A 22,137-nucleotide genomic window follows, 5' to 3' on the forward strand; every position below is an offset into this window, starting at 1 on the left:
CCTTTTTAAATAGAATAGGAGTAAATCAAATGACAAAAAAATTACAGTTATCAGCCGAAGAAATGCGTCAGTTAGGATATCAAGCGGTTGACTTGATTGTTGATCATATGAATCATTTAAAAAGTAAACCAGTTTCAGAAACGATTGATAGTAATATTTTTAGAGACAAGCTAATTGAAACGATTCCGGAAAACGGATCTAATCCAAAAGAATTACTTCATTTTCTTAATAACAATGTGTTTAATCAAATTACTCATGTGGATCATCCTCATTTTATGGCTTTTGTGCCAGGTCCTAATAATTATGTTGGTGTATTAGCAGATTTTTTAGCAAGTGGGTTTAATGTATTTCCTACAGCTTGGATAGTAGGTGCAGGTGCCGAACAAATTGAATTAACGACAATTAACTGGTTAAAATCAATGCTAGGATTCCCTGATTCAGCTGAAGGACTATTTGTCAGTGGTGGTTCCATGGCTAATTTGACTGCACTTACTGTAGCGAGACAGGTCAAGCTGAATAATGACATAGAAAATGCGATTGTTTATTTTTCTAACCAAACTCATTTTTCTGTAGATCGAGCACTTAAAGTATTAGGTTTTAAACAGCATCAAATTTGCCGAATTGAGACAGATGAAGACTTAAAAATTTCAGTTAGTACTTTAAGAAAACAAATAAAAGAAGATCGATTAAAAGGGAAAAAACCATTCTGTGTTATTGCTAATGCAGGGACAACGAATTGCGGAGCGGTGGACTCCCTCGATGAATTGGCTGATGTATGTGGTGATGAAGATATATGGCTACACGTGGATGGGGCTTATGGGGCTGCAGCAATTCTCAGTGAAAAAGGAAGGGAGTTATTAAGTGGAATTCATCGTGCCGATTCTTTAACGTTAGACCCGCATAAATGGCTTTTTCAGCCTTATGATGTTGGTTGTGTACTTATTCGAAATAGCCAATATTTAAGTGAAACATTCCGTATGATCCCAGAGTATATTAAGGATACAGAAACTAATATAGAAGAAAAAGTGAATTTTGGGGAGCGTGGAATTGAACTTTCTCGTAGATTTAGAGCATTAAAGGTATGGCTTTCTTTTAAAGCATTCGGAGTTACAGCTTTTCGTGAGGCAATTGATCATGGCATTATGCTAGCTGAACAAGTTGAAGAGTTTTTAAGGAAAGAAAAAGATTGGGAAGTAGTAACACCTGCCCAATTAGGAATTGTTACTTTTCGTTATATTCCATGTGAGCTAACATCTACAGATACAATTCATGAAATAAACAAAAAATTGGTGGAAGAAATTAATCAAAGAGGATTTGCTATGCTAAGTACGACTAAATTAAAAGAAAAAGTAGTAATTCGACTTTGCTCTATTAACCCAAGAACAACAAAAGAAGAAATACTTCAAATCATGATGAACATAAAAGCATTAGCAGAGGAAATAAACACATCGCCTAAACATCTTATATCTGTTTCTCAACCTTGATATATTAGGCGGATTTTACATATTAATAGCCGATTCTTATTTAGAATCGGCTATTATATTTAAATGATAAATACATATATACTATTTATAAGTGTTTCTCTTGTAATGGGATTAAGCCTCAACCTTGGATACTCGTTTGAAACCAGTCTTTATTGCTTGTACTATTTCGTTCACAGCATAAATAGATACATCGGCATTTGGATTTAACCCTTCAAACCAGTGATAGGCATTTGGATATAAATGAAACTCCACATCAACACCAGCTTGTGCTAGTTTGCTTACATAGGTTAATGTTTCGCTGCGGAATGGATCTAATTGACCAACAAATGTGTAAGTATACGGTAAGTCACTATAATCCTCAGCTCGAGAAGGTGCTGCATAGGCAGGGATTTGATCCGTTCCATACATTTCTCCTAAATACATTTTCCAGCCAGCTTCATTTGCCTTTTGGTTCCAAACAAATCCCTCTTTAATTTCATTCGCTGAAGGTGTATCATTTCTGTCATCAATCATTGGATATAGTGGCATTTGTAAACAAATTGAAGGATATTTTCGATCTCGTGCTAATAATGATAATGCTGCTGTTAGTCCACCGCCAGCGCTTACTCCTGCAACCCCAATTCGATTCGAATCAATGTTTAATGACTTTGCATTATCAGCAATCCATTTTAAAGCTGAATAACAATCCTCAATTGGTGCTGGGTAAGGGTGTTCAGGTGCTAAGCGGTAGTCTACAGACACGACCACACAGCTAGCTTCTTTTGCAAACCTCATACAAGTATCATCGTTATCATCTATAGACCCTAAGATATAACCTCCACCATGTATCCATAATAAGACAGGTAAAGATTCATGATTTGATTTTGGACGATAAATTCGTAATGGTAACGGATTATCATCAGGCCCAACAATGACTTTATCTGTTAAAGAAAGAGAGTCATCAACAACGGTAGGTGGTCTCATTTGAGCTATTCCTTCTCTGATTGATTGCAAATTTTCTGGGCGTAAATCGAGATCCGGAAACATCTCTAATCCTTGTAATAATTCTGGATTTACTCTAGTTTTCATTTTAGCACCTCTATTTGTAATTGTTTTCAAATAAATGAAGTGTATTCTAAGTAGTTTAATTGTGAAAGAACACCACAATTAAATTGTAAATTGGATATGTTATAACGGTCAACAGAATATTCGGAAATTAAAACCTTTCTCAAGAAGGAGTTTCATGCAATCAATAATACAAGTAGTGGATTTAAGAGCAAAGTGGTTTAATGTCGTTGTAATTATGTACATTAGAAAAATTTATTTTTGAGTCTAGAAAAGGATTAGATTCTTTTCTAGACTCATGAAGAATTATGAAAAGCAAAATTTTATAGATAGTTATCTTAAAAATAAACAAAGAGAGAAGAACTAGCCAATGTTCTTCTCTCTTTTTCATATGTAATTAGGGTATCCATAACTGTAAATACGGATGGTATAGATTTATGGATGAATAATTTATTTTTAAATTAATAACGTAATACATAAAGATTTTTGTATGTAATATTGCATATACAGGGACCACTGGTGAAAATGCTGAGCAATGTTTTTCCATATGGTAAATTAGTTCCTTAGTTATTTATTTTATTTCATTTTCAATCGTGTAAGGCTTGGGGCTAAGATTTACAAAGGTGACTAGTAAAAAATATAACAATATAAGTATAAGATTTTGTACTTAGTAATCTCACAATTTAAGGCATGACATTGGATAAGTGTGAGGAGTTCAATCGATTTTGAATAAAATCAATAGTATCAGTTGCAATTTTTTTACGTTTAAGAACGATCCCGGCATGCCCACATTTATAAATATATCGTGTAGGTCTTTCCCAAGATTCCCACAAGTAGTCTGTATCCTCAGAATGCACATATAGATCATGCTTACCTGAAATTAATAAAATATTTTCTTTTTTTACTTTTGGCAATGCTTGACTCGGTTCAGTGATTTTCCAATAATCTATTAAATCATCATACGTAACACCATGATGTTCCAAGTCTTCTCTAATAAATTTACCTGGAGTTGTATTCCAAATAGAATAAGAAAGTCGATTTGCATAGAAAATGGATGCTAACACATCAATTTCTTCTTCAACAAGAGAGGTTAAGTTAGTAATAAATCCGCCTAAACTAATTCCTATTAGAATCAGGGTCCCCTTTTTATTTGCTTTAATCCATTTAATCAAAGCTCGTAAATCAGCTACCGCTTGTCTAGTTGCTTGTAATGTTCGTTCAATATTTGCACTTACCATATACTCTCCACTGAATAAGGATTGATCGGGTTTTCTTTCAAAATGATAGGGTAGAGTGAAATAATACATATTCCACTTCAGGCTGGTCATATGATCGTGGAATATTTTTTTCACACGTTCGTTAGAATCCATTCTCCAACCGTGAACAAAGATAACATGAGGTGCATTTTCATTTTCATGTAAGAATAATTCCCCAGTTACAGAGTCGTTGCGTGAATCACCGGATTGAACCGAACTTTTATAGTTGAATTGCCCAACCATGTATTCATTTTCCTGCTTTGAATGCTTAATGTCAAAATGAAAATGTGATGGTTTTACTTTATAAAAAGATTCTATGTTCTTTATATTTAATGAAGTGTTAGAAAGGGAAGTAAACTGAAATGCTACACTTCTTTTTTTGTGTAAATCATATAAGGCGTACCGATCAATGAGTTTTGAAAAAATCAAATTAACCTCCTCCAAAATACATATTGTTTAAAACATAGACAAAATTTATGTTTTAAATTAATTAGGAAATATTCTCTTTTCCTAATAGTAGGTGCTTGAATTATAAAAATAGGTGATAAATTTGTATATTATATTATAAATCGTGCAATAAAATAAAACTATAAATAATTTATATTAAAATTTAAGAAGAATGTTAACTTGTTTCTTTTCTTATTAAAAGATGTAATTTCTATGAGGAACTTAACAATTCCCATCTAGATATTCACAAATAGCTTCTCTATATTTATTGTATAGAAATTATACAATAAATATATTTTTTATATTATATACATTAAATTAAGCTTAACCTCTTTTTCTATAAGTCTCTTAAATTGACTAACTCCTTACCAATATTCAAAAACGACTGCATTTTTGAATTTGTGTTCTAGTTTTTCTTGAACAGGTAAATGAATAACTACACATAAACTCCTTATATCTCTAGTTAAACTACCGATTAGCTCCATATAAACTCTAGATAACCTATATAGAATACAAGTTATCAAGGAGGTAAGAAAAATGAATTTTATGAAACGAGCAATTCTCAGTATGAAAAAAAGGATAGGAACATCATTAATTTTGATGGCAGTTTTTCTGATTGTTACAAATTTGGTTCTTTCAGGTTACACAATCCAAAATGCATCAAAAAAAGCAGCGGATGCTGCAAGAAAAAAACTTGGTGCAGATGTTACTTTAGGTCTTGATTTCGACAAAATAGGTCAAAAAGCTAAGGAAACTGGAGAAATGCCAAATCCGCCGCAGCTCGATGCAAAAGAAACAAATCAATTAGCGAAGTCCAAGTATGTAAAAGATTATAATTACATAGCTAACACTTTCGGTATTTCTGATGGGCTTAAACTAGTAGGAGCTTCAGAAGGAGAAGAAGAAGGAAAAGGTAAAGTGGGAATGACGGCTGCGCGAGGCGGTTCAAGTTCTGGTACAGAAATAGATATGAATGCTTCTTTTATGATTGAGGGAGTTCGCAAGACTGCATTACAAGAAAGCTTTAAAAACGGAAAAAGTAAAATCATTGATGGAAAACCAATAACAGAGCAAATGAAAGATCAGAATGTAGCTTTAATGGAAAAACGATTAGCGGAATTAAACAATTTGAAAGTAGGAGACAAAGTTAAAGTACAATCAGGGGATAAGAAGGAAACTCTTGAGGTTGAAATTATCGGCATTTACGAAACAAATGAGCAAGCAATGGGTCAACAGGCTCCTCCTATTATGGATCCAGCTAATAAACTATATATGCCGCATTCAACTATGAAAAAATTAGAAGTAGACCAAGGTATAAGTAGTGGTCAAGTCGTGTATTTCTTGAATGATCCACAATATATTGATGCATTTAAAAAAGAAGCAAAAAAATCTAACATTGATTTTAATTATTATAAATTAGATGCGCATGATTCATTGTACAAGCAAATGATTGGTCCTATCGAAAATATCTCTTCGACTTCTCAAATGATTATTTATATTGTATCGATTGCAGGTGCAATTATTTTAGGATTAATCATTATGCTATCAATTAAAGGACGTCGTAAAGAAATGGGAATTCTATTGTCTATTGGAGAGAAAAAGTGGAAATTGATAGCGCAATTCGTAGTAGAAGTAGTGTGTGTCGCTATTTTAGCATTTGGATTATCCATAACAACAGGAGCTAAAGTTTCTCAATATATCGGAGATAATTTACTTTCGAATGAAATTGCTACTGCAAGCGAAGAAACAGATACTTCGCAACATGGTACTGTAATGATGGCTGGATCTGGTGGTACTCTACAAAATCAAAAAGAAGATCCAATTGATAAAATTGATGTAAGTGTAACAGGAGAAGATGTAGGGAAAATGGGTGGAATTGGACTAGCTATTGCTATAATAGCAACGCTTCTTCCAGCATTATCTATTCTACGTTTAAACCCAAAACAAATTCTTTTAAAAGATGAATGAGGAGGCTTAATATGGAGACGATTTTACAGTTTAAAAATTTGGATTATTATTATGAAAGTAATGGGAAAAATGTAGCGATACTAGATAATGTTAACTTTTCTTTTCAAAAAGGACATTTCTACACGATTTTAGGACCATCTGGATCTGGTAAAACCACAACTCTGAGCTTAGGTTGTGGACTGGACGTCCCTAAAAATGGTTATGTACTGTATAATGGCAAAGATATTAGAAAAATTGGTTTGGATCGATACCGTAATCAAAATGTATCTGTAATTTTCCAATCTTATAATTTGATAACCTATATGACAGCTCTTCAAAATGTCTTAACAGCAATGGAAATTACGGGTGTTAAAGTGCAAAATAAAACAGCAAGAGCATTAGAATTGTTAGAAAGGGTAGGACTCACAGAAGTTGAAGCGAAACGAAACGTCCTGCAACTAAGCGGTGGACAACAACAGCGTGTAGCAATTGCTCGAGCACTATCTTGTAATGTTGATTTACTGATTGCAGATGAGCCGACAGGAAACCTCGACGAGGAAACTGCAATGGATATAATAGAACTATTTCAAGAACTTGCACATAAAGAGAATAAATGCATTATTGTTGTGACGCACTCACAGGAGGTTGCTAAAAAATCAGATCGTGCAGTGTATTTAAGTAAGAAGAAGTTGGTCGTAAATGAAATCTAATATAAACATCGTAGTTTTTTAATTCACATAATTTTCAAAATCTAGACCTTTCAAAAGCTTATATTTGATTTATAATAAAATCAAGCCATAATCAAAATGGTCTCCCTGTACTGAATGTTAAAATAGTTTGTTGTTCCCGTTTTAATAATATAATAAAAAGAACTTGTAGGATATTCTACAGGTTCTTTTTATTATAATTGGTTACCTATATCATGGGATAATCACACATAAAAAACGGGACATTACCTAGATGTATGACCTAAATATCGTCCCGTTTACCTACTCTGTATAGTTATTGCAGAATTAAACCTACAATCATAATTAAACTAAATACTATTATCCAACCAAACGCACAATAGCCAAAAATTCTAATCCATTTAGGTAATTGATGCATGTTAATTTTATTTGTGGGAACTCCTTGCATAGAAAACATCATTTTTTGATCTCTATCTCTATTATTTTGTTGTTCATACATACTATCATCACCTTTCCAGAACTATTGCGTTTATAGTATATCAGCCTAAAGAAAATTATGTACAGAATAAGAAGGGATAGCATAAATATTATGTGGTGAATTTTATAAATAAATGCATTTAATTGCCATGGTTCTAAGCGCTAATAGAGCACTACATAAATAGGACTCATTTTCTTCAAATATTAAGTTGCTGGATATAGATCAGGACCAAGGTAACGTTCTTTTATAATTTGAAGATGATGAAGCTCATGACCAGCAATAATGTATGCTAATGCATGAACTGTAACTTCAGAATTATTCGCATTTCCTCTTTGTGACCAAGCTTCTTTATCTAAGCTTCTAAGTAAATGCAGGGTAGATTGGCGAACAACTATTAAATTCCCAAGAAGATCTTGCATAGATTGCTTATCAAAAGCAGCTCTAAGAACATACATATCATCAAATGAAAAACCTGTTAATAAGTTTATACTTACTACAAAAACAAACAAACTCGTCCTATTTAAAGGAGAGTTTGTTTGTTTTTATGTTTAGATAATGGAATACTCATGCAAAATTGCACACTATGTTCCATATTTTTCATTGAATACTTTATATCTAGTGTTTCAAGAATTTGTTTAACAATATATAGCCCCAAACCATTTCCTCCAGTATTTCGATTTCTTGATTTTTCAATTCGATAAAATGGTTTGAAAATTTGTTGTAAATCTTCATCTTTAATATTGACACCTGTATTTATAATTTGCATTTTGATTTGACCTTGTTTCGAATCCTCATTTAACTTTATATAGACTTTTTCATTATGTGGTGAATACATAACCGCATTGTGTATAATATTTTTACATGCTTTTTCTAAAAGAGCACAATCTGTATAAATAGAAAGGTCAAAATCAATTTCTTTTATTATTTCGATGTTTTTTTGAGAAGCAAAAAATTCGAGATCTTTTGTAATTGTACCTATTAATTTTGAAAGATTAACTTTCTCTACTTTTAGTTTGAAGGTGTGTTGTTCTAATTTCGATACGCTTAAAATTTCACGAACTAATTGTTCCATACTTTCAATAATTTGATGATTTTTCTTTAAATATTGATCGCGATTTTGATAAGGGCCAATATTGTATATCATTCCTTCTAAGTATCCTTTCATTACAGTAAGAGGGGACTTTAATTCATGTGCTACAATCGCAAAAAACTCTCTGCGTTTTGTTTCTATTTCTCTTTCTTTTTCAATATCATTTTTTAATTGTTCATTTGCTTTTTTTAAATCAAACATAGCTTGTTGCAAGTTAATAGACATGTCATTCAAACTATTAGATAATTCTCCTAACTCATCTGTAGAGCGAACCTCAATTTTTTCGGAGAAATCTAAATTTGCCATCTTTTGTGCACCTTCATTAATATAAATAAGTGGCTTTGTAATAAACCTGGAATAAAAATAAGCACTTCCTATACCAATAACGAGCACAATGATACTAATATAGGGGAGAAAGCGTACTAAAACCTGTGAAGCTTCATCAATCGGTTGAAATGTAGCAAACACTATAAGCGTTAAACTACCATCTTGAAATTGAATTGGTTTCGTAACATTATATGAATTGCTGAGGGTACTTGCATTCTCGAATCGTGTTGCTTTAGTAACTACTGTTTTTTGCGTACCACTTTGAATAAAAGAAAATGAAGGAGAGTAAATAATTACTCCTTCTTTATTTTGAAGATAAAGCATCGCATTATTTTTTTTTGCGTATTCATCAAAAAGTGGTATCGCATCTTGAAACGTAAGATTTTTAGACTTATCAATGATTTCGTTTATCCCTGTTTGAAGTTGATCTGTTTTATATTGCTCATAAAACGTAGGGAGAAAGAAGTATAAAGTTAAATAAATCAATACTGCAAAGGATAATAAAATGAGAGATGTAGTCATAAAGAGTTTATAAGTAATTTGCTTCATTTTCATGAGTTTCACAATACTATTCATCAATTTTATAACCAATACCCTTTATTGTTTTAATATAAGGGATAGCTAATTTTTTGCGTAGGTTTTTAATATGTGTATCAATTATTCGTGTTTCTCCAAAATAATCGTAACCCCAGACTTTCTCTACGATATTTTCTCTTGTGAGTACTTTTCTCTCATTTTGAAATAGTAGTTGTAGAATTTCAAACTCTTTTGTCGTTAATATAATTTCAACGTCATTTACATATACTCTATATGCATCCACATCAATACGCACTTCTTTAAATATCAAATGATTATTTACATTTTTATCATAACTTCTTCTAAGTACAGCTTCGACTCGTCTAATCAAAACATGAAATGAAAAGGGCTTTGTTATATAATCATCGATCCCAAGGTCGAATCCTTTCATTTGATCTTCCTCTTCTTCCAACGCAGTTAGCATAATAATTGGTACGTTTGACTGACTTCGAATCATTTTAGAAACTTCAAACCCATTAAGATTGGGCATCATGACATCTAGAAGAATTAAATCAAATGATTGCTTATTAAATTGTGTCATACCCTCTAGTCCATCTGAAGCGACTATCACTGTATAATGCTGCGTCATTAAAAATTGTTTAATTAATTCCTGAATTTCTTGATCGTCCTCTACCACGAGAATATGATAGTTTTTCATAATATCACCTCTGGTAGTCATTATAGCCGTACTATCTGGAGTTTATGTGGAGATACAATAGGAACTTCATAGGACGTTTAACGTATTAGCTTCATTTTCAAGAATGTGTATTCTCCAAAAAAATATGATTAGCCATATTCCTTTTTATGAAAAAATAATTGTATGCTTGAAAAAACTTATCGTATGAAAAGCTGAACGATTTATATTTCTAAAAAACCAATGTATAATATTGGGAACTGCATGTGATTTCTTAAACTGTGTGAACATATACTTTCGCTACTTACTAGAAGGGGAAACGGAAATGAATTTCAATATAAAAAAAGCTAGCGAAATTATAGAGTGTACTTCACAAACTTTAGAGTTTTTTGCTAATTTAGTAAACGATTAAGGTGTGAACTAAGGATTATTTAAATCATGCGAGAAAGGTTGTGAAATTATTTGATGGGTTATAAAGCGATGCTGTTTGATTTAGATGATACATTACTTGATAGGGATAAAGCAGTAGAGGCATTATTTTTAATTGTTTTAGAAAAGTGTTATGAAAATGTAGATGGTGCGGCTAAAAGCAACATGTTACAGAAATTCAAAGAATACGATAAAAGAGAATATGGCATAAGTAATAAAACGACAGTTTTAGAATCATTGTTTGATGAATTCACGCCAAGGTATAGATTGCCACGCAATTACATCCAAGATTTTTGGAATAATAATTTCCCTAGATGTTTTTCAATAGACCAAAATACTATTCATTTCTTAAATCAAATAAAGAAGCGCTTTAAAGTTGGAATTATAACAAATGGCTCAACTCAGAGGCAAAAAGCTAAAATATTTAACACGAATTTAAATAGGTATTTTGAAACAATCATTATTTCTGAAGAAGTGGGATTTAGTAAACCTGATAAACGTATATTCGAACTAGCATTAGATAAGCTAAATTTACAACCGGAAAATACTTTATTTGTTGGGGATGACTTAGAAAAGGATATTGCTGGTCCTCAAAATGCAAATATAAAAGGTGTGTGGTTTAACCCTCAGAAAATCAAGAATACTACCAAAATACAACCATATGCCGAGATTAACACTTTGGATAGTTTGTTAAGTTATGTTACTCCACAATATTTTTATAACAAGTAAAAGTAATTCCATATATATATTCAAAAATATAAAAAAAGAGAAACTATCATTAATTTCATTGACCGTATTAGTAATAAAAAATATGTATTTACAACAAAAAATAGAGGCTATTTTAATAGCTGAGGCTAATTTAATCTATGATTAATACGAAGTTTTGTAAAACAATTTTACTCATACTGTATAAATTATAAAGGGGTGGGACTATGGAAATAAAGAAAGTAGTAATCGATGGAATCAATATTGCGGTCATTAGGAACGATAAGGTATTAATATCGGATGTTCAGTCTGCATTAGATACTATGGCAACAGTTCAATATGAGGTAGATGCGAAACATATTATTATCCATAAATCTTTAATAAGTGAAGATTTCTTTGATCTAAAAACACGGCTTGCGGGCGATATCCTTCAAAAGTTTATAAACTACAAGGTAAAGATTGCTATTGTTGGAGATTTCTCTATGTATACTAGTAAAAGCTTAAAGGATTTTATTTATGAATGTAATAAAGGAAAAGATATTTTTTACTTAGCAACTGAACAACAAGCAATTGAAAAACTAAGTACATTAAAGTAATAATTATATCCTGCTAAATTCCCCCATTTCACTTAGTTCATGATTATATACGATATAGAAGAACTGATGTTTGTGGTAAACTAAGAGATGAATAAAGGGGGCGTTTTCTTGAACAATTTTAATGATACGATCCGAGATTTAAACAATATAGTTTACAAACCTAACAATTTAATGATTACGAATCTAAAAGAAGAAAAGCAAAACGCAGAATATGCAGGATGTTTATTCCACTTAAATAACAAAACCATTCGTTTTAGAAAATCAAAAGTTACTCCTAATAAAATTGGTCAATTTGTTTCTTTTTGGGAGAAAGATGAAAATATGCGAAATAGAGCTTTCTCTTATGAAGCTGCTCCTGATTTATTAGTAATCACTTGTATTGCTGATAATAAACTAGGACAATTTATTTTTCCTAAAGAGGTTCTTCTTAAAGAAAAAATATTGAGAACACAAAGTCAAACAGGGAAAATGGCAATGAGAATTTATCCTGTTTGGGATACCACTGTTAGCAATCAAGCTAAAAGGAGCCAAACGTGGCAACTTCACTATTTTGTTGATTTAAGTGATAGTAATAATTTGCCTATAGATAAACTATTAAATTTATATTCGTAGCTTTTGATTTGCCTCAAAAAGAAGTAATTACAGAAAAGACATTTGTAATGACGCTTTCTATTAATTTACCTCGTGAATCGTAATTTTTGTACCGGTACAGTTAAATGAAATGTACATTGTTACAGTGCCCCTTAAAATTTACAATCAGCATATATTATTTAAACTTATAAATTTTTAAGGGGTGCTAATTATGACAAGTTTACAAAATCAGCTTTTCACAAGATTAAATCTTAAAAAACGTAATGAAGTAACGTTTGAAGAATTACCTACTATACTCTTTTCATTTGCACACACTATACCATTTGAGAATTTAGATGTTATAGCACGAAATACGAATCAAATCTCTCTGGAAAACTTACGAGAGAAAATTTTAACTAGTTCCCGTGGTGGACTTTGCTACGAATTAAATACTCTTTTTTACTATTTCTTAAAAAACTGTGGCTATGATGTACAACTGGCATTAGGTACGGTGTATAAAAATGATATAAATGCATGGGCACTGGAGGATGGCCATATAACAATTATTTTAACTTATGATAATCTACAGTATTTAATTGATGTAGGTATAGCTTCGTTAGTACCTCTTGTTCCTGTACCTTTTACTGGCGAGTCTGTTTCTTCAAAAAATGGTTCGTACCGAGTGAGACGAAAAGATACAAGTAAAGGAAATTATGTTTTAGAAAGAATAGATACTGATGGAGAATGGAAAGTTTGTCATGCTTTTTATAAACCTAATATTGATGAGATAGTAATAAACGATGTTCAAAGAAGAGTGATAGAAGATGAGAAGTCTATTTTTAATAAAGGACCAATTGCAGTAAAGTTGACGAACTCCGGTCATATTTCATTAACGAATACAAGTTTAACTGAAGTTATTCATGGGGAAAAAACTAAGCGTGAAATTACAGAAAATCAATATAAAGAGTTTTTATATACTTTATTTGCTATTAAGTTATGAATAATAAAGATAGCCGGTTCTTATTCAGAAGCGGCTATCTTTATTATTTTGGTGTAAATGGTTTTCTTCTAATATGTTTCGGAAACTGCGGTATAGTTAATGTTTTTAATGTTTCCTCCGCTTCTTCATATGTATGAAAAATTGGTTCTTTTCCATCATCCCCTTGTAAAACTAGCCCTTCATCTCGAATTACATATGGCATAAAACCACCCCATCTAGTAAAGAATTATGTTCTTTTGCAGCAGAATAATACGATTTAAAGTTTGATTTTCTTAATACATATAATACACTAGAACAGTACGAAAAAGTATGTACAATGAATTTTGAATGTAAAGGAAGATTATTATGTCAGTTATTGATAAATTGAAACTTAATAAGTATACAAATATGGTCGTTATTAACGAACCAAGTGATTATGACATTTTTACAGGTAAAGAAACTGCATTCTCAAAAGAACACGATGCTATCTTTATATTTGTAGAAACGCTTGATGAAATGGTGAAACAAACGAATTTTATTATTAGTAATGAAGAATTACTAATTGAAAAAGGTTACGTATTCTTCGCATATCCGAAAAAAGGTAATGCTCGTTATAGTACGTTTATTCACCGTGATGAGATGTTTCCGGCATTAAACGTTGGAGAAGATGGTTATGTGGGAGAAAGCGACATTAAATTTGCACGAATGGTAAGTATGGATGAAGTCTTTACTGTTGTAGGTTTAAAACGCGAGAAGAAAAAAACAACGAAAACATCTGCTATGAGTCAATGTGTTGCCGATTATGCAGATCGAATTAAAGATGTTGAAGCATTATTAGCTAATCATCCGAATGAACTTAAGTTTTATCAAAGTTTAACGCCTGGATATCAGAAAGATTGGGCACGTAATCTTTTTTCTGTAAAACAAGAAAAAACACGTGAAAAACGTCTAGAGAAAATGATAGAGATCCTTTCACAAGGCTATAAAACAATTGAATTATTCCGTAAGAAGAAAAAATAATGATTAAGAAAGTCACAATGCTGCAACAATTAATTGTGATGAGTACATTGAAAAAAGCATTCCTTCCATTATACTAAGGAATGTTCTTATATTTATATAATTAGTAAAAGAGAAAAGGTGTTTGAAATGAAATCGTATATTGTAGTTGGATCTGGAATTTTAGGAGCGTCTACTGCTTATCATCTTGCTAAGGCAGGTGCGAATGTTACTATCGTGGATCGCCAACAATTAGGACAAGCAACTGATGCAGGAGCAGGTATTGTATGTCCATGGCTATCGCAGCGTCGTAATAAAGCATGGTATAAAATTGTTAAAGGCGGTGCACGTTACTATTCTTCGTTAATTCAGCAATTAGAAGAAGACGGTGAAACTGACACAGGATATAATCGTGTAGGTGCAATTAGTTTACATACTGACGAGAAAAAGTTAGATCAAATGGAAGAGCGAGCTTATAAACGACGTGAAGATGCCCCAGAGATTGGTGAAATCACTCGCTTATCAGCTGAAGAAACAAAAAAATTATTCCCAGCATTATCAGACGAATATAGTTCTGTTCATATTAGTGGTGCTGCACGAGTAAATGGAAGATTATTACGTAATGCATTAATAAGTGCTGCGAAAAAACATGGTGCAACTTTCATAAAAGGCGATGCCATATTAGTCCGTGAAGGAAATCATGTTACGGGAGTTACAGTAAACGATGAAACAATCTTAGCGGAAAAGGTTATTGTAACTGCAGGCGCATGGGCGAATGAAATCTTGAATCCATTAGGAATTAATTTCTTAGTTACATTCCAAAAAGGACAAATTGTTCATCTGCAAATCGAGAATACAGCAACAGAAAATATGCCAGTTGTTATGCCACCGAACGATCAATATATTTTAACGTTTGACAATGGGCATGTCGTAATTGGTGCAACACATGAGAATGATACTGGTTTCGATCATCGTGTAACAGCAGGTGGTTTACATGAAGTATTCCATAAGGCATTAGCAGTTGCACCTGGCTTAGAAAATGCTACAATGCTTGAAACGAGAGTTGGATTCAGACCATTCACACCAGGATTCTTACCTGTTATCGGACCACTACCTAACTTTGAAGGAATTCTCGTTGCGAATGGATTAGGAGCTTCGGGTTTAACAGCTGGTCCATACTTAGGAGCGGAACTTGCTAAATTAGCGCTGGGACAACCAATTGAGTTAGATTTAAATGATTATGATGTTGCTGGCGCAATTGAATAATATAGGGTACTGCTAACATTTAGGAAGAACCATGCTAAACAAATTCGACAAGGAATAAGCAGTTTTCCCTCTGTTAAGAGTAACCTGTTTATGAAAAATAAAATTCTTTAAAAATAGAAGGCCGACATTATAAACCTGCATTAATAATGTAGAATTGTGATGTCGGCTCTTTATTTATATTTATTTAAAACTTATTTTCGAGAGGAGCTTAAGCAATGAGAGCGCCATATCAAGTATTGATATTTCCTTATTAAATGAACCAATAGTAAACAAAAGTACCGTACATAGTAGATATATCTACTATGTACGGTACTAATTTTATAACTTCATGAAGTAATCAGTTGAACAAATGGGTGTCCTGCTACATCGCCATAAACTTAACTTAATAGGCATGGGATAACATAATTGAAAAAATATTTTAAATTTTCTTTATTCATCTAGTGATCTTTGGTAATATTTAATTTAGAGATGTAAAGAAAAGGGAATCTATATTGCACATGCGGAATATCTTGAAATGATTATTTAATTGGATAGAGACAGTAGTGGTCCTTGATTCTTAAGGATGCGTTTATTTGTCTATCTTAAAATACATGGTGTGGACAATTAAATTCCCATTGCTGAGCAGATACCTTTGTATATCTGCTTTTATTTATGGGCAAAAATACATCTCTATTCACACAATCATAGAGTCCCTAAATTGGGGGATTTTAATCAGAAATTTAATGAGAAATCAGTACGAAAAAGAAGAAGCACTAACAGGAGGAAATGTCTCCAGTGTATATTGTTTTTGGGATACGGTTCGACGAGAATTAAAACCTGATAGTATTAAAATTCATACATTGCTAAAACACCTTGAAAACAAAGGTTTAAAACGTGTGCCAAAGTTTCTAGGCATCGATGAATAAGGAAGAGAGATTCAATTCATTCGCGAACACGGAAAAGAATGGATTTAAGAGAAAAGTCCTGGTGAATTAATGGATTGTAAGTGATTAAAAAGAAATGCCACCCTAAAATTCTTAAGTTGATGGACATGCGGCTGTACCCCTGAAGGAGGACTGATGTCGAAAAGTCTCGCGATTGTCGTCATGGGAGGTCTTATTCCATCCACACTGCATATATTAATAGTCGTATCTATTATTTTTGAGTTGATAGAAGTATGGCTACGAGAAGAGAGAAAAACCGGAGCGTCACCCTATCCGTCTAACTCTATAACATTCTGGGAGGATGTCACGTTGATAATTGATTTAATTGTCGCCAATTTAGTAATACCTGGCTTGTTGTCGTTGTGGATCTGGAAATCGCAAGGATCGAGCTTGGTTGGGACCGTAACTTGTTTGTTGACTACTATGTCTTATTTCATATTTTACTGGCTCGGGGATTCCTATAAAGCTTTGACAATTTTCGGTTTAATTTGGATGCCATTTATCATTTTCGCATCTTATCGATTAATAAAAAAAACATATGGAAGTCCTGTATTTCCACACGAAATAGGTAAATTGGCGACTCTAACTATCATTATCATGACCTCTTTTATATTTATTTATTTGAACATGACTGCCTTACAATCAACTTTTTATAAGAATCAGAAGGAAACAGATCACTTCATCTTTTACAGCTCTAAAGCGGATTATTCAGAGGTTGTAAAGCTTGCTGATAATTTAGAACAGCATTACGGGCGTATCATTGGCTTACTTAAAACAGAGCCAACGACGAAGACAAAAGTAACAGTTTTTTCAAATCAAATCAATCTGGTATATTCGTTGGGGCTATTTTCTAATTTTTGGTCATTAGGCGTATTTAGCGATGAAAAACTATTTATCTTATCACCGAAAAATCGGTCTTCTATATTAAATTCAAGCATTCATGAATTTACACATGTCGTACTGTCTCATATTGACAGTAAACGACCTACGTGGCTGGAAGAAGGAGTTGCCAATTATTTAGGGAATACGGATCTTAATGTCCAAAAAGTGCTCCCAACCTTGGTTTCTGCGGATAAAATACCTAACTTTGACGAGATAAATGGGCCAGCATTCGTGTATAGAAACGGGTATCCATATTCCTATACGATCGTGGAATTTTTGGTAATTAAATATGGATATGAGAAATTAAACGACTTCATTCGACACCCAGAAGAATATAACCGAATATTTGGCGTCAGCAAATCAGAATTACACAGTCTTTGGGTTGATTATTTAAAAGCGAATTATAGCCACTGATCCAAGATTGTTTGCCGCACGCGTATCTCTCTGATTTTCACCTGTATTATGATCGTTCTCGATGTTTTCCACTTTCCGGTACTTGGTCCTGCTGTTCATACAACTATGGATATAAAAATTATTTTATCAATATTTATAATGAGCTTTCTATACTGTTGGATTTATGCAGGTTTTTGCAGAATAATGATGAATAGATTATATAAAGTGTTGTATTGACAATGGCATAATGAGGATTGGAGATTGAATTCATGACTAACGTTGCAGTTAGAAGACCGAATTTGAATGATGTAGATGAACTATATTTATTTTTCCGTATAGTTATTACGAATACATACAAAGATGAAGGATTGTCACAATTATTAGATGACATAGAAAATGAAATTAACTCAAAAAAGCAGTATTTGAAAAGTGACTTTGATAGTAACGGAGAAAGTCGTTACTTTTTATTAGCAATTGATACAAGTAACGATAAAATCATTGGAACAATCGAAATCGGTCCAGCAAGTACATTGATTAATAGTTGTACAGGTGGTGTACTTAAAAATTTGTATGAAATAGGAACTGTATTCATACTTCCGGAGTATCAGAGAAAGGGAATAGGGAGTTTATTACTACATACAATGTTTCTTACATTACTTAGCAGAGGGATAACAGAATATTGTTTAGATAGTGGATATAAAAATGCGCAAAGTATATGGATGAAAAAGTTTGGAAAACCTAGCTATGTATTGAAAGATTACTGGGGAGAATCCAGTGATCATATGATTTGGAAGAAAAGTTTACATGATACACCTATAATATTTGAATTATAAAATGAAATATGCCTCTGAACATAGCTTTTCTTACTTATGTATGCTATTATTTATCTTTATAATAAAAGAGGACGTGAATGAACTTGATTAAAATTAAAATTCCTGAAGCTGATGTTTCAATTACTGAACGTAAACAAGTTATTAAAGGAGACGAGCCAATCATTACTCCAATTAATGGATTTATCGATTTCCACTTGTTCCCTAGAGATAAAGGCGGCATTTTTATGTTTTACAATATTAATGACGAACTTCTTTTCGTAGGTAAAGCTCGTAAAATTAGACAACGTATTAAGAAGCATTTTGAAGATAATGTTTCACCAATTAAAAATCACCGTGATGAAGTATACCGCATTGATGCATGTATCGTAGAAGATCCAACAGAAAGAGAAATTTACGAAACATATATCATTAATGAATACAAAGCGAAATATAACGTTGATAAAGTATTCTACAAATAATCAACATTAATAAAAAGCAATCCTAGCTAATATGCAAGGATTGTTTTTTATTTAGATTTATTCTTCATATCTTTCTCCTTTTTTCAAATGATTAGCAGCAACAAAACAGATTACACCTATAAATATAAGTACAATACCAACCGTTTTATGTTTTCCCTCAAAGAAAGGAATATCTGAAATAACATTTGTCATACATAGTCCTAAAAATACAAGGATAGGGCCCACCCAAAGTAATACATTACCGAATTTTGTGTGCTTCCACATAATAACCCTCCTTAACCCTCTTTACATATATATCCATAAATAAAAAGTAAATTCATAGAGAAATATAGTTTTTTTCATATCGAAAATTTAACCCTCATATATTGGTACAAGCAAAAGAGAAAGGAGACCATCATGAATTGGTTAGAAGCTTTCATACTAGGTATAATTCAAGGTTTAACAGAATTTTTACCAATCAGTAGTACCGGACATCTTTATTTAGGAAGGCATTTGTTCCGATTAGATGAGGCTGGCTTATTTTTAGATACGATGCTGCATATTGGGACTTTACTTGCGGTTTTTATTTATTACAAAAAAGAATTTATATATTTAATTAAAAACCCATTTTCAAAGCTCATGTTATTACTTATCGTTGGGACAATACCCGCAGTTGTAATTGGTTTATTGTTTAAAGACTTCTTTGAAGATATTTCAAATTTATAAAAAGGCAGCTACTATAATAGAAACGCCTTGGGATATGACAACAACAGAAATATCACGTCACCCGCAACTAAAGAGAGAATTAACTACAAAACAAAAATTTCAGCTATGGTATACGAAGCAAATATATCGACTATCCGCAAGTAATTCTGATGTTTATATTCGGTTAGTACGAGTGATGAATTTAATTCGTAGTCCATTTCATCTCTTTCATCCGAAAGTGCTACTATCTGTATTACTTAATCGAAAGAAATAGCAGGAATATAATTGATTAAAAAAGAATGTATAACAGTTAGTAAATCAAGAAGGAGAATATGGAATGGAAATATACATAGAGCAACTAAAGAAACAAGATGCTAAGGATTTATTTACGTTTGAACTTACAAATAAATCTTTTTTTGAAACAATGGTACCAAATCGTGGCTCAAAATATTTTGAATTTGAATATTTCCAAAAACTACTAGACGATTTATTAATAGAACAAGCGGATGGAGATTCTTATTTTTATTTAATTCGTAATGAAGAAAAAGAAATTGTAGGGCGAATCAATTTAGTAGATATAGATACGGAAACTCGAATTAGTTCGCTCGGGTATCGTGTCGGAGAAAAATTTACTAAAAAAGGAGTTGCAACAGCAGCCGTAAAATTAATTTTAGATGTAGCGGAAAATAATGAAATTACTGAAGTTCATGCTAAAACAACGACTAATAATCTCGCATCACAAATTGTACTAGAAAAAAGCGGATTTTCTTCTTATCAAAACGAATCAGATATAACATCTGTAGAATTAAATGGAGAACATGTGAAGTTTGTACACTATATTTGGAGAAATACTTCACACTTATAATAAGGAGGACTTATTCATGAATGATTTACGTTATCCAATTGGCCAATTTACATACAAACGTCCTATAACTGAAGAAATGATTGATACATGGATTCAAGAAATTGAAGATTTACCTAATGAACTAACAAAGGCAATTAAAGATTTAGATCAGAAGCAGTTAGATACACCATATCGCGTTGGAGGTTGGACTGTACGTCAAGTAGTTCATCACGTCGTTGATAGCCATATGAATAGCTACATACGCTTTAAATTAGCACTGACAGAAAAGAATCCAACTATTAAGCCGTATAAAGAAGAGAAATGGGCAGAGTTACCTGATTCAAAATTACCGGTAGATGTTTCACTAGTAATGCTAGATTCATTACATAAAAGATGGGTTAATCTTTTATATTCTCTAGAAATTGAAGATTTAGAAAAGACATTTAACCATCCTGAAACTGGTGAAACAAAACTTGCTGTTGCAATAGGACTATATGCATGGCATGGTCGTCACCATACCGCTCATATTACTTCTTTAAGAAAGCGTCTAAATTGGTAACATGGAGATTATATTAGAAAAGGTGACAGAAACTGATGCAGAAGTTATATTTCAAATGCAAATAGATTCATTTAGCTCTTTATTACATAAATATAAAGACTATGAAACAAATCCAGCAAATGAAACTATTGAAAAAACTATTTTTAGAATAAATAATCCCAGCAGTAATTTTTATAAGGTGATAATAGATTCGAAACTTGTTGGAGCGATATGTATATCCGCAAAAGAACTACCTTATAAATTTTGGATTAGTCCAATGTTTATTCATCCAATCTATCAAGGGAAAGGAATTGCTCAGAAGGTACTTATTTTAATTGAAGAAATGTTTCCAGAAGCACGAAGTTTTGAACTTGCTACGATTTTAGAAGAAGAAAGAAATTGTTTTCTATACGAGAAAATGGGGTATAAAAGAACAGAAGTAATAAAGAAATTAAATGATAAAACTACACTTGTTTATTACAAAAAAGAAAGGTAAAGCATTTAAAATACGCTTTACCTTTTTATGTTATTTTAGATTAAATATACAAAAACAATGTATGTTCTTCCAAAATACTCGGGTTAGTAATTTTGAAAATGAATAAAGATACAAAAACCACTACTTTGTCGTAAAGGTTACTAGCGCTTTTTGAATGCTTAAAATACTATCGTCACCTTTAAATTCTTTCGTAATTGGTTCCTCCATACTAGACACCCAAATTTTAAGTTCTGCATCTAAATCAAAATGCCCAGCCGTTTCGATGCTATATTGTGTAATACTTTTATAAGGAATAGAATGGTATTCTGTTTTTTTGCCAGTTACTCCTTGTTTATCTACTAATATAAGACGACGATTTGTAAATACGATTAGATCACGAATTAATTTATAAGCATGCTCTACTTTTTCATCGTCTAGCATAATCTTCTCTAAATCACGTTCTACATTTTCAGAACTCGTATTTGATGCATTTCCTAAAATACCGCTAAATAAACCCATATTAAATTCCTCCTTTAATATATGTGGAATGAATTACTTATATTGTACCATGTTACTCACAAAGATATTATCACATTA

At 32.0% G+C, this 22,137-nt stretch carries 22 protein-coding genes and 5 pseudogenes; 18 read left to right on the forward strand and 9 right to left on the reverse strand.

Translation table 11 applies throughout. The features are described from left to right. Nucleotides 1–29: 29 nt before the first annotated feature. A complete protein-coding gene (locus QCI79_RS26985) occupies nt 30–1,484 on the forward strand; it encodes a pyridoxal phosphate-dependent decarboxylase family protein (protein ID WP_000162820.1) in 1,455 nt (484 codons plus the stop codon). A 111-nt stretch (nt 1,485–1,595) separates the two neighbouring features. On the opposite strand, the gene QCI79_RS26990 is transcribed toward QCI79_RS26985, so the two are convergent. Further along, entirely contained in the window at nt 1,596–2,552 is a 957-nt protein-coding gene (locus QCI79_RS26990; RefSeq protein WP_000857943.1) for an alpha/beta hydrolase, read from the reverse strand. A 659-nt stretch (nt 2,553–3,211) separates the two neighbouring features. Then, entirely contained in the window at nt 3,212–4,213 is a 1,002-nt protein-coding gene (locus QCI79_RS26995) for an alpha/beta hydrolase (protein ID WP_000577705.1), read from the reverse strand. Nucleotides 4,214–4,768: 555 nt separating this feature from the next. Between QCI79_RS26995 and QCI79_RS27000 the strand changes: the two genes are divergently transcribed. After that, nucleotides 4,769–6,199, forward strand: a complete 1,431-nt coding sequence (locus QCI79_RS27000) for an ABC transporter permease (protein WP_001010232.1) — start codon at nt 4,769–4,771, stop codon at nt 6,197–6,199. 11 nt (nt 6,200–6,210) lie between these two features. Further along, entirely contained in the window at nt 6,211–6,888 is a 678-nt protein-coding gene (locus QCI79_RS27005; RefSeq protein ID WP_000447855.1) for an ABC transporter ATP-binding protein, read from the forward strand. A 292-nt stretch (nt 6,889–7,180) separates the two neighbouring features. Here the strand turns inward: QCI79_RS27005 and QCI79_RS27010 are convergent, their stop codons facing one another. From QCI79_RS27010 to QCI79_RS27025, 4 genes and pseudogenes are all read right to left on the reverse strand, one after another. Next, entirely contained in the window at nt 7,181–7,363 is a 183-nt protein-coding gene (locus tag QCI79_RS27010) for a hypothetical protein (RefSeq protein WP_000273232.1), read from the reverse strand. Nucleotides 7,364–7,545: 182 nt separating this feature from the next. Continuing rightward, a pseudogene (locus QCI79_RS27015) lies at nt 7,546–7,821 on the reverse strand (DinB family protein); the annotation flags it as partial. A 41-nt stretch (nt 7,822–7,862) separates the two neighbouring features. Beyond that, the gene (locus QCI79_RS27020) at nt 7,863–9,314 is read right to left on the reverse strand and encodes a sensor histidine kinase (RefSeq protein ID WP_003284409.1); all 1,452 of its coding nucleotides are present in this window, start codon (nt 9,312–9,314) and stop codon (nt 7,863–7,865) included. A gap of 13 nt (nt 9,315–9,327) precedes the next feature. Then, nucleotides 9,328–9,993, reverse strand: a complete 666-nt coding sequence (locus QCI79_RS27025; RefSeq protein ID WP_000800726.1) for a response regulator transcription factor — start codon at nt 9,991–9,993, stop codon at nt 9,328–9,330. Between the two features lie 441 nt (nt 9,994–10,434). Here QCI79_RS27025 and QCI79_RS27030 point away from each other — a divergent pair, with 441 nt between their 5' ends. From QCI79_RS27030 to QCI79_RS27045, 4 genes are all read left to right on the forward strand, one after another. Then, nucleotides 10,435–11,127 (forward strand): HAD family hydrolase, encoded by a 693-nt coding sequence (locus QCI79_RS27030; protein ID WP_000540717.1) that lies wholly within the window; start codon nt 10,435–10,437, stop codon nt 11,125–11,127. 203 nt (nt 11,128–11,330) lie between these two features. Further along, a complete protein-coding gene (locus QCI79_RS27035) occupies nt 11,331–11,699 on the forward strand; it encodes a DUF4180 domain-containing protein (RefSeq protein WP_000403462.1) in 369 nt (122 codons plus the stop codon). A gap of 108 nt (nt 11,700–11,807) precedes the next feature. Next, nucleotides 11,808–12,311 (forward strand): MepB family protein, encoded by a 504-nt coding sequence (locus QCI79_RS27040; RefSeq protein WP_001058768.1) that lies wholly within the window; start codon nt 11,808–11,810, stop codon nt 12,309–12,311. A gap of 190 nt (nt 12,312–12,501) precedes the next feature. Then, nucleotides 12,502–13,269, forward strand: coding sequence for an arylamine N-acetyltransferase family protein (locus QCI79_RS27045; protein ID WP_000202804.1), 768 nt, complete (start codon nt 12,502–12,504; stop codon nt 13,267–13,269). Nucleotides 13,270–13,289: 20 nt separating this feature from the next. On the opposite strand, the pseudogene QCI79_RS27050 reads toward QCI79_RS27045, so the two are convergent. Continuing rightward, nucleotides 13,290–13,471 (reverse strand): annotated as a pseudogene (locus QCI79_RS27050) (hypothetical protein). 143 nt (nt 13,472–13,614) lie between these two features. On the opposite strand from QCI79_RS27050, the gene QCI79_RS27055 reads away from it, so the two are divergent. The 6 genes and pseudogenes from QCI79_RS27055 (at nt 13,615) to QCI79_RS27080 (ending at nt 18,999) form a co-directional block, all read left to right on the forward strand. Continuing rightward, on the forward strand, nt 13,615–14,268 hold the full coding sequence (locus tag QCI79_RS27055) for a YdeI/OmpD-associated family protein (RefSeq protein WP_000110844.1): 654 nt from the start codon (nt 13,615–13,617) through the stop codon (nt 14,266–14,268). Between the two features lie 126 nt (nt 14,269–14,394). Further along, complete coding sequence (locus QCI79_RS27060; protein WP_000844386.1) at nt 14,395–15,510, forward strand: NAD(P)/FAD-dependent oxidoreductase; 1,116 nt, start codon at nt 14,395–14,397, stop codon at nt 15,508–15,510. A gap of 722 nt (nt 15,511–16,232) precedes the next feature. Then, nucleotides 16,233–16,412, forward strand: a pseudogene (locus tag QCI79_RS27065) (hypothetical protein); the annotation flags it as partial. A 330-nt stretch (nt 16,413–16,742) separates the two neighbouring features. Further along, the gene (locus tag QCI79_RS27070) at nt 16,743–17,729 is read left to right on the forward strand and encodes a gluzincin family metallopeptidase (RefSeq protein WP_228410750.1); all 987 of its coding nucleotides are present in this window, start codon (nt 16,743–16,745) and stop codon (nt 17,727–17,729) included. A gap of 248 nt (nt 17,730–17,977) precedes the next feature. Continuing rightward, nucleotides 17,978–18,541 (forward strand): GNAT family N-acetyltransferase, encoded by a 564-nt coding sequence (locus QCI79_RS27075; protein ID WP_000185958.1) that lies wholly within the window; start codon nt 17,978–17,980, stop codon nt 18,539–18,541. Nucleotides 18,542–18,618: 77 nt separating this feature from the next. Beyond that, nucleotides 18,619–18,999, forward strand: a complete 381-nt coding sequence (locus tag QCI79_RS27080; RefSeq protein ID WP_001048937.1) for a nucleotide excision repair endonuclease — start codon at nt 18,619–18,621, stop codon at nt 18,997–18,999. Between the two features lie 57 nt (nt 19,000–19,056). Here QCI79_RS27080 and QCI79_RS27085 read toward each other — a convergent pair whose 3' ends face one another. Next, entirely contained in the window at nt 19,057–19,263 is a 207-nt protein-coding gene (locus QCI79_RS27085; RefSeq protein ID WP_000265477.1) for a hypothetical protein, read from the reverse strand. A 132-nt stretch (nt 19,264–19,395) separates the two neighbouring features. On the opposite strand from QCI79_RS27085, the pseudogene QCI79_RS27090 reads away from it, so the two are divergent. From QCI79_RS27090 to QCI79_RS27110, 5 genes and pseudogenes are all read left to right on the forward strand, one after another. Continuing rightward, nucleotides 19,396–19,695 (forward strand): annotated as a pseudogene (locus QCI79_RS27090) (undecaprenyl-diphosphate phosphatase); the annotation flags it as partial. Continuing rightward, nucleotides 19,694–19,957 (forward strand): annotated as a pseudogene (locus QCI79_RS27095) (glutamate synthase); the annotation flags it as partial. The pseudogenes QCI79_RS27090 and QCI79_RS27095, both read left to right, overlap by 2 nt. A gap of 63 nt (nt 19,958–20,020) precedes the next feature. Further along, nucleotides 20,021–20,548 carry a GNAT family N-acetyltransferase gene (locus QCI79_RS27100; RefSeq protein ID WP_000409237.1) on the forward strand — a complete coding sequence of 176 codons (528 nt, stop codon included), beginning with the start codon at nt 20,021–20,023 and terminating at the stop codon, nt 20,546–20,548. Nucleotides 20,549–20,564: 16 nt separating this feature from the next. After that, nucleotides 20,565–21,086, forward strand: coding sequence for a YfiT family bacillithiol transferase (locus QCI79_RS27105; RefSeq protein WP_000999070.1), 522 nt, complete (start codon nt 20,565–20,567; stop codon nt 21,084–21,086). Nucleotide 21,087: 1 nt separating this feature from the next. Further along, nucleotides 21,088–21,561 (forward strand): GNAT family N-acetyltransferase, encoded by a 474-nt coding sequence (locus QCI79_RS27110; protein ID WP_002005126.1) that lies wholly within the window; start codon nt 21,088–21,090, stop codon nt 21,559–21,561. A 120-nt stretch (nt 21,562–21,681) separates the two neighbouring features. On the opposite strand, the gene QCI79_RS27115 is transcribed toward QCI79_RS27110, so the two are convergent. Next, the gene (locus QCI79_RS27115; protein ID WP_000522471.1) at nt 21,682–22,059 is read right to left on the reverse strand and encodes a PH domain-containing protein; all 378 of its coding nucleotides are present in this window, start codon (nt 22,057–22,059) and stop codon (nt 21,682–21,684) included. Between the last annotated feature and the right edge of the window lie 78 nt (nt 22,060–22,137).

It is taken from the genome of Bacillus cereus group sp. MG1 (assembly GCF_040460035.1).
Classification (GTDB): domain Bacteria; phylum Bacillota; class Bacilli; order Bacillales; family Bacillaceae_G; genus Bacillus_A; species Bacillus_A cereus.

Bases quoted from the DNA above. Each gene is read 5' to 3' on its own strand.
- QCI79_RS27115 (WP_000522471.1), bottom strand. From the start codon at position 22,059: ATGGGTTTATTTAGCGGTATTTTAGGAAATGCATCAAATACGAGTTCT.
- QCI79_RS27035 (WP_000403462.1), top strand. From the start codon at position 11,331: ATGGAAATAAAGAAAGTAGTAATCGATGGAATCAATATTGCGGTCATT.
- QCI79_RS27005 (WP_000447855.1), top strand. From the start codon at position 6,211: ATGGAGACGATTTTACAGTTTAAAAATTTGGATTATTATTATGAAAGT.
- QCI79_RS27085 (WP_000265477.1), bottom strand. From the start codon at position 19,263: ATGTGGAAGCACACAAAATTCGGTAATGTATTACTTTGGGTGGGCCCT.
- QCI79_RS27025 (WP_000800726.1), bottom strand. From the start codon at position 9,993: ATGAAAAACTATCATATTCTCGTGGTAGAGGACGATCAAGAAATTCAG.
- QCI79_RS27045 (WP_000202804.1), top strand. From the start codon at position 12,502: ATGACAAGTTTACAAAATCAGCTTTTCACAAGATTAAATCTTAAAAAA.
- QCI79_RS26985 (WP_000162820.1), top strand. From the start codon at position 30: ATGACAAAAAAATTACAGTTATCAGCCGAAGAAATGCGTCAGTTAGGA.
- QCI79_RS27110 (WP_002005126.1), top strand. From the start codon at position 21,088: ATGGAGATTATATTAGAAAAGGTGACAGAAACTGATGCAGAAGTTATA.
- QCI79_RS27020 (WP_003284409.1), bottom strand. From the start codon at position 9,314: ATGAAAATGAAGCAAATTACTTATAAACTCTTTATGACTACATCTCTC.
- QCI79_RS27055 (WP_000110844.1), top strand. From the start codon at position 13,615: ATGTCAGTTATTGATAAATTGAAACTTAATAAGTATACAAATATGGTC.
- QCI79_RS27010 (WP_000273232.1), bottom strand. From the start codon at position 7,363: ATGTATGAACAACAAAATAATAGAGATAGAGATCAAAAAATGATGTTT.
- QCI79_RS27075 (WP_000185958.1), top strand. From the start codon at position 17,978: ATGACTAACGTTGCAGTTAGAAGACCGAATTTGAATGATGTAGATGAA.
- QCI79_RS27030 (WP_000540717.1), top strand. From the start codon at position 10,435: ATGGGTTATAAAGCGATGCTGTTTGATTTAGATGATACATTACTTGAT.
- QCI79_RS27080 (WP_001048937.1), top strand. From the start codon at position 18,619: ATGAACTTGATTAAAATTAAAATTCCTGAAGCTGATGTTTCAATTACT.
- QCI79_RS26990 (WP_000857943.1), bottom strand. From the start codon at position 2,552: ATGAAAACTAGAGTAAATCCAGAATTATTACAAGGATTAGAGATGTTT.
- QCI79_RS27100 (WP_000409237.1), top strand. From the start codon at position 20,021: ATGGAAATATACATAGAGCAACTAAAGAAACAAGATGCTAAGGATTTA.
- QCI79_RS27105 (WP_000999070.1), top strand. From the start codon at position 20,565: ATGAATGATTTACGTTATCCAATTGGCCAATTTACATACAAACGTCCT.
- QCI79_RS27000 (WP_001010232.1), top strand. From the start codon at position 4,769: ATGAATTTTATGAAACGAGCAATTCTCAGTATGAAAAAAAGGATAGGA.
- QCI79_RS27060 (WP_000844386.1), top strand. From the start codon at position 14,395: ATGAAATCGTATATTGTAGTTGGATCTGGAATTTTAGGAGCGTCTACT.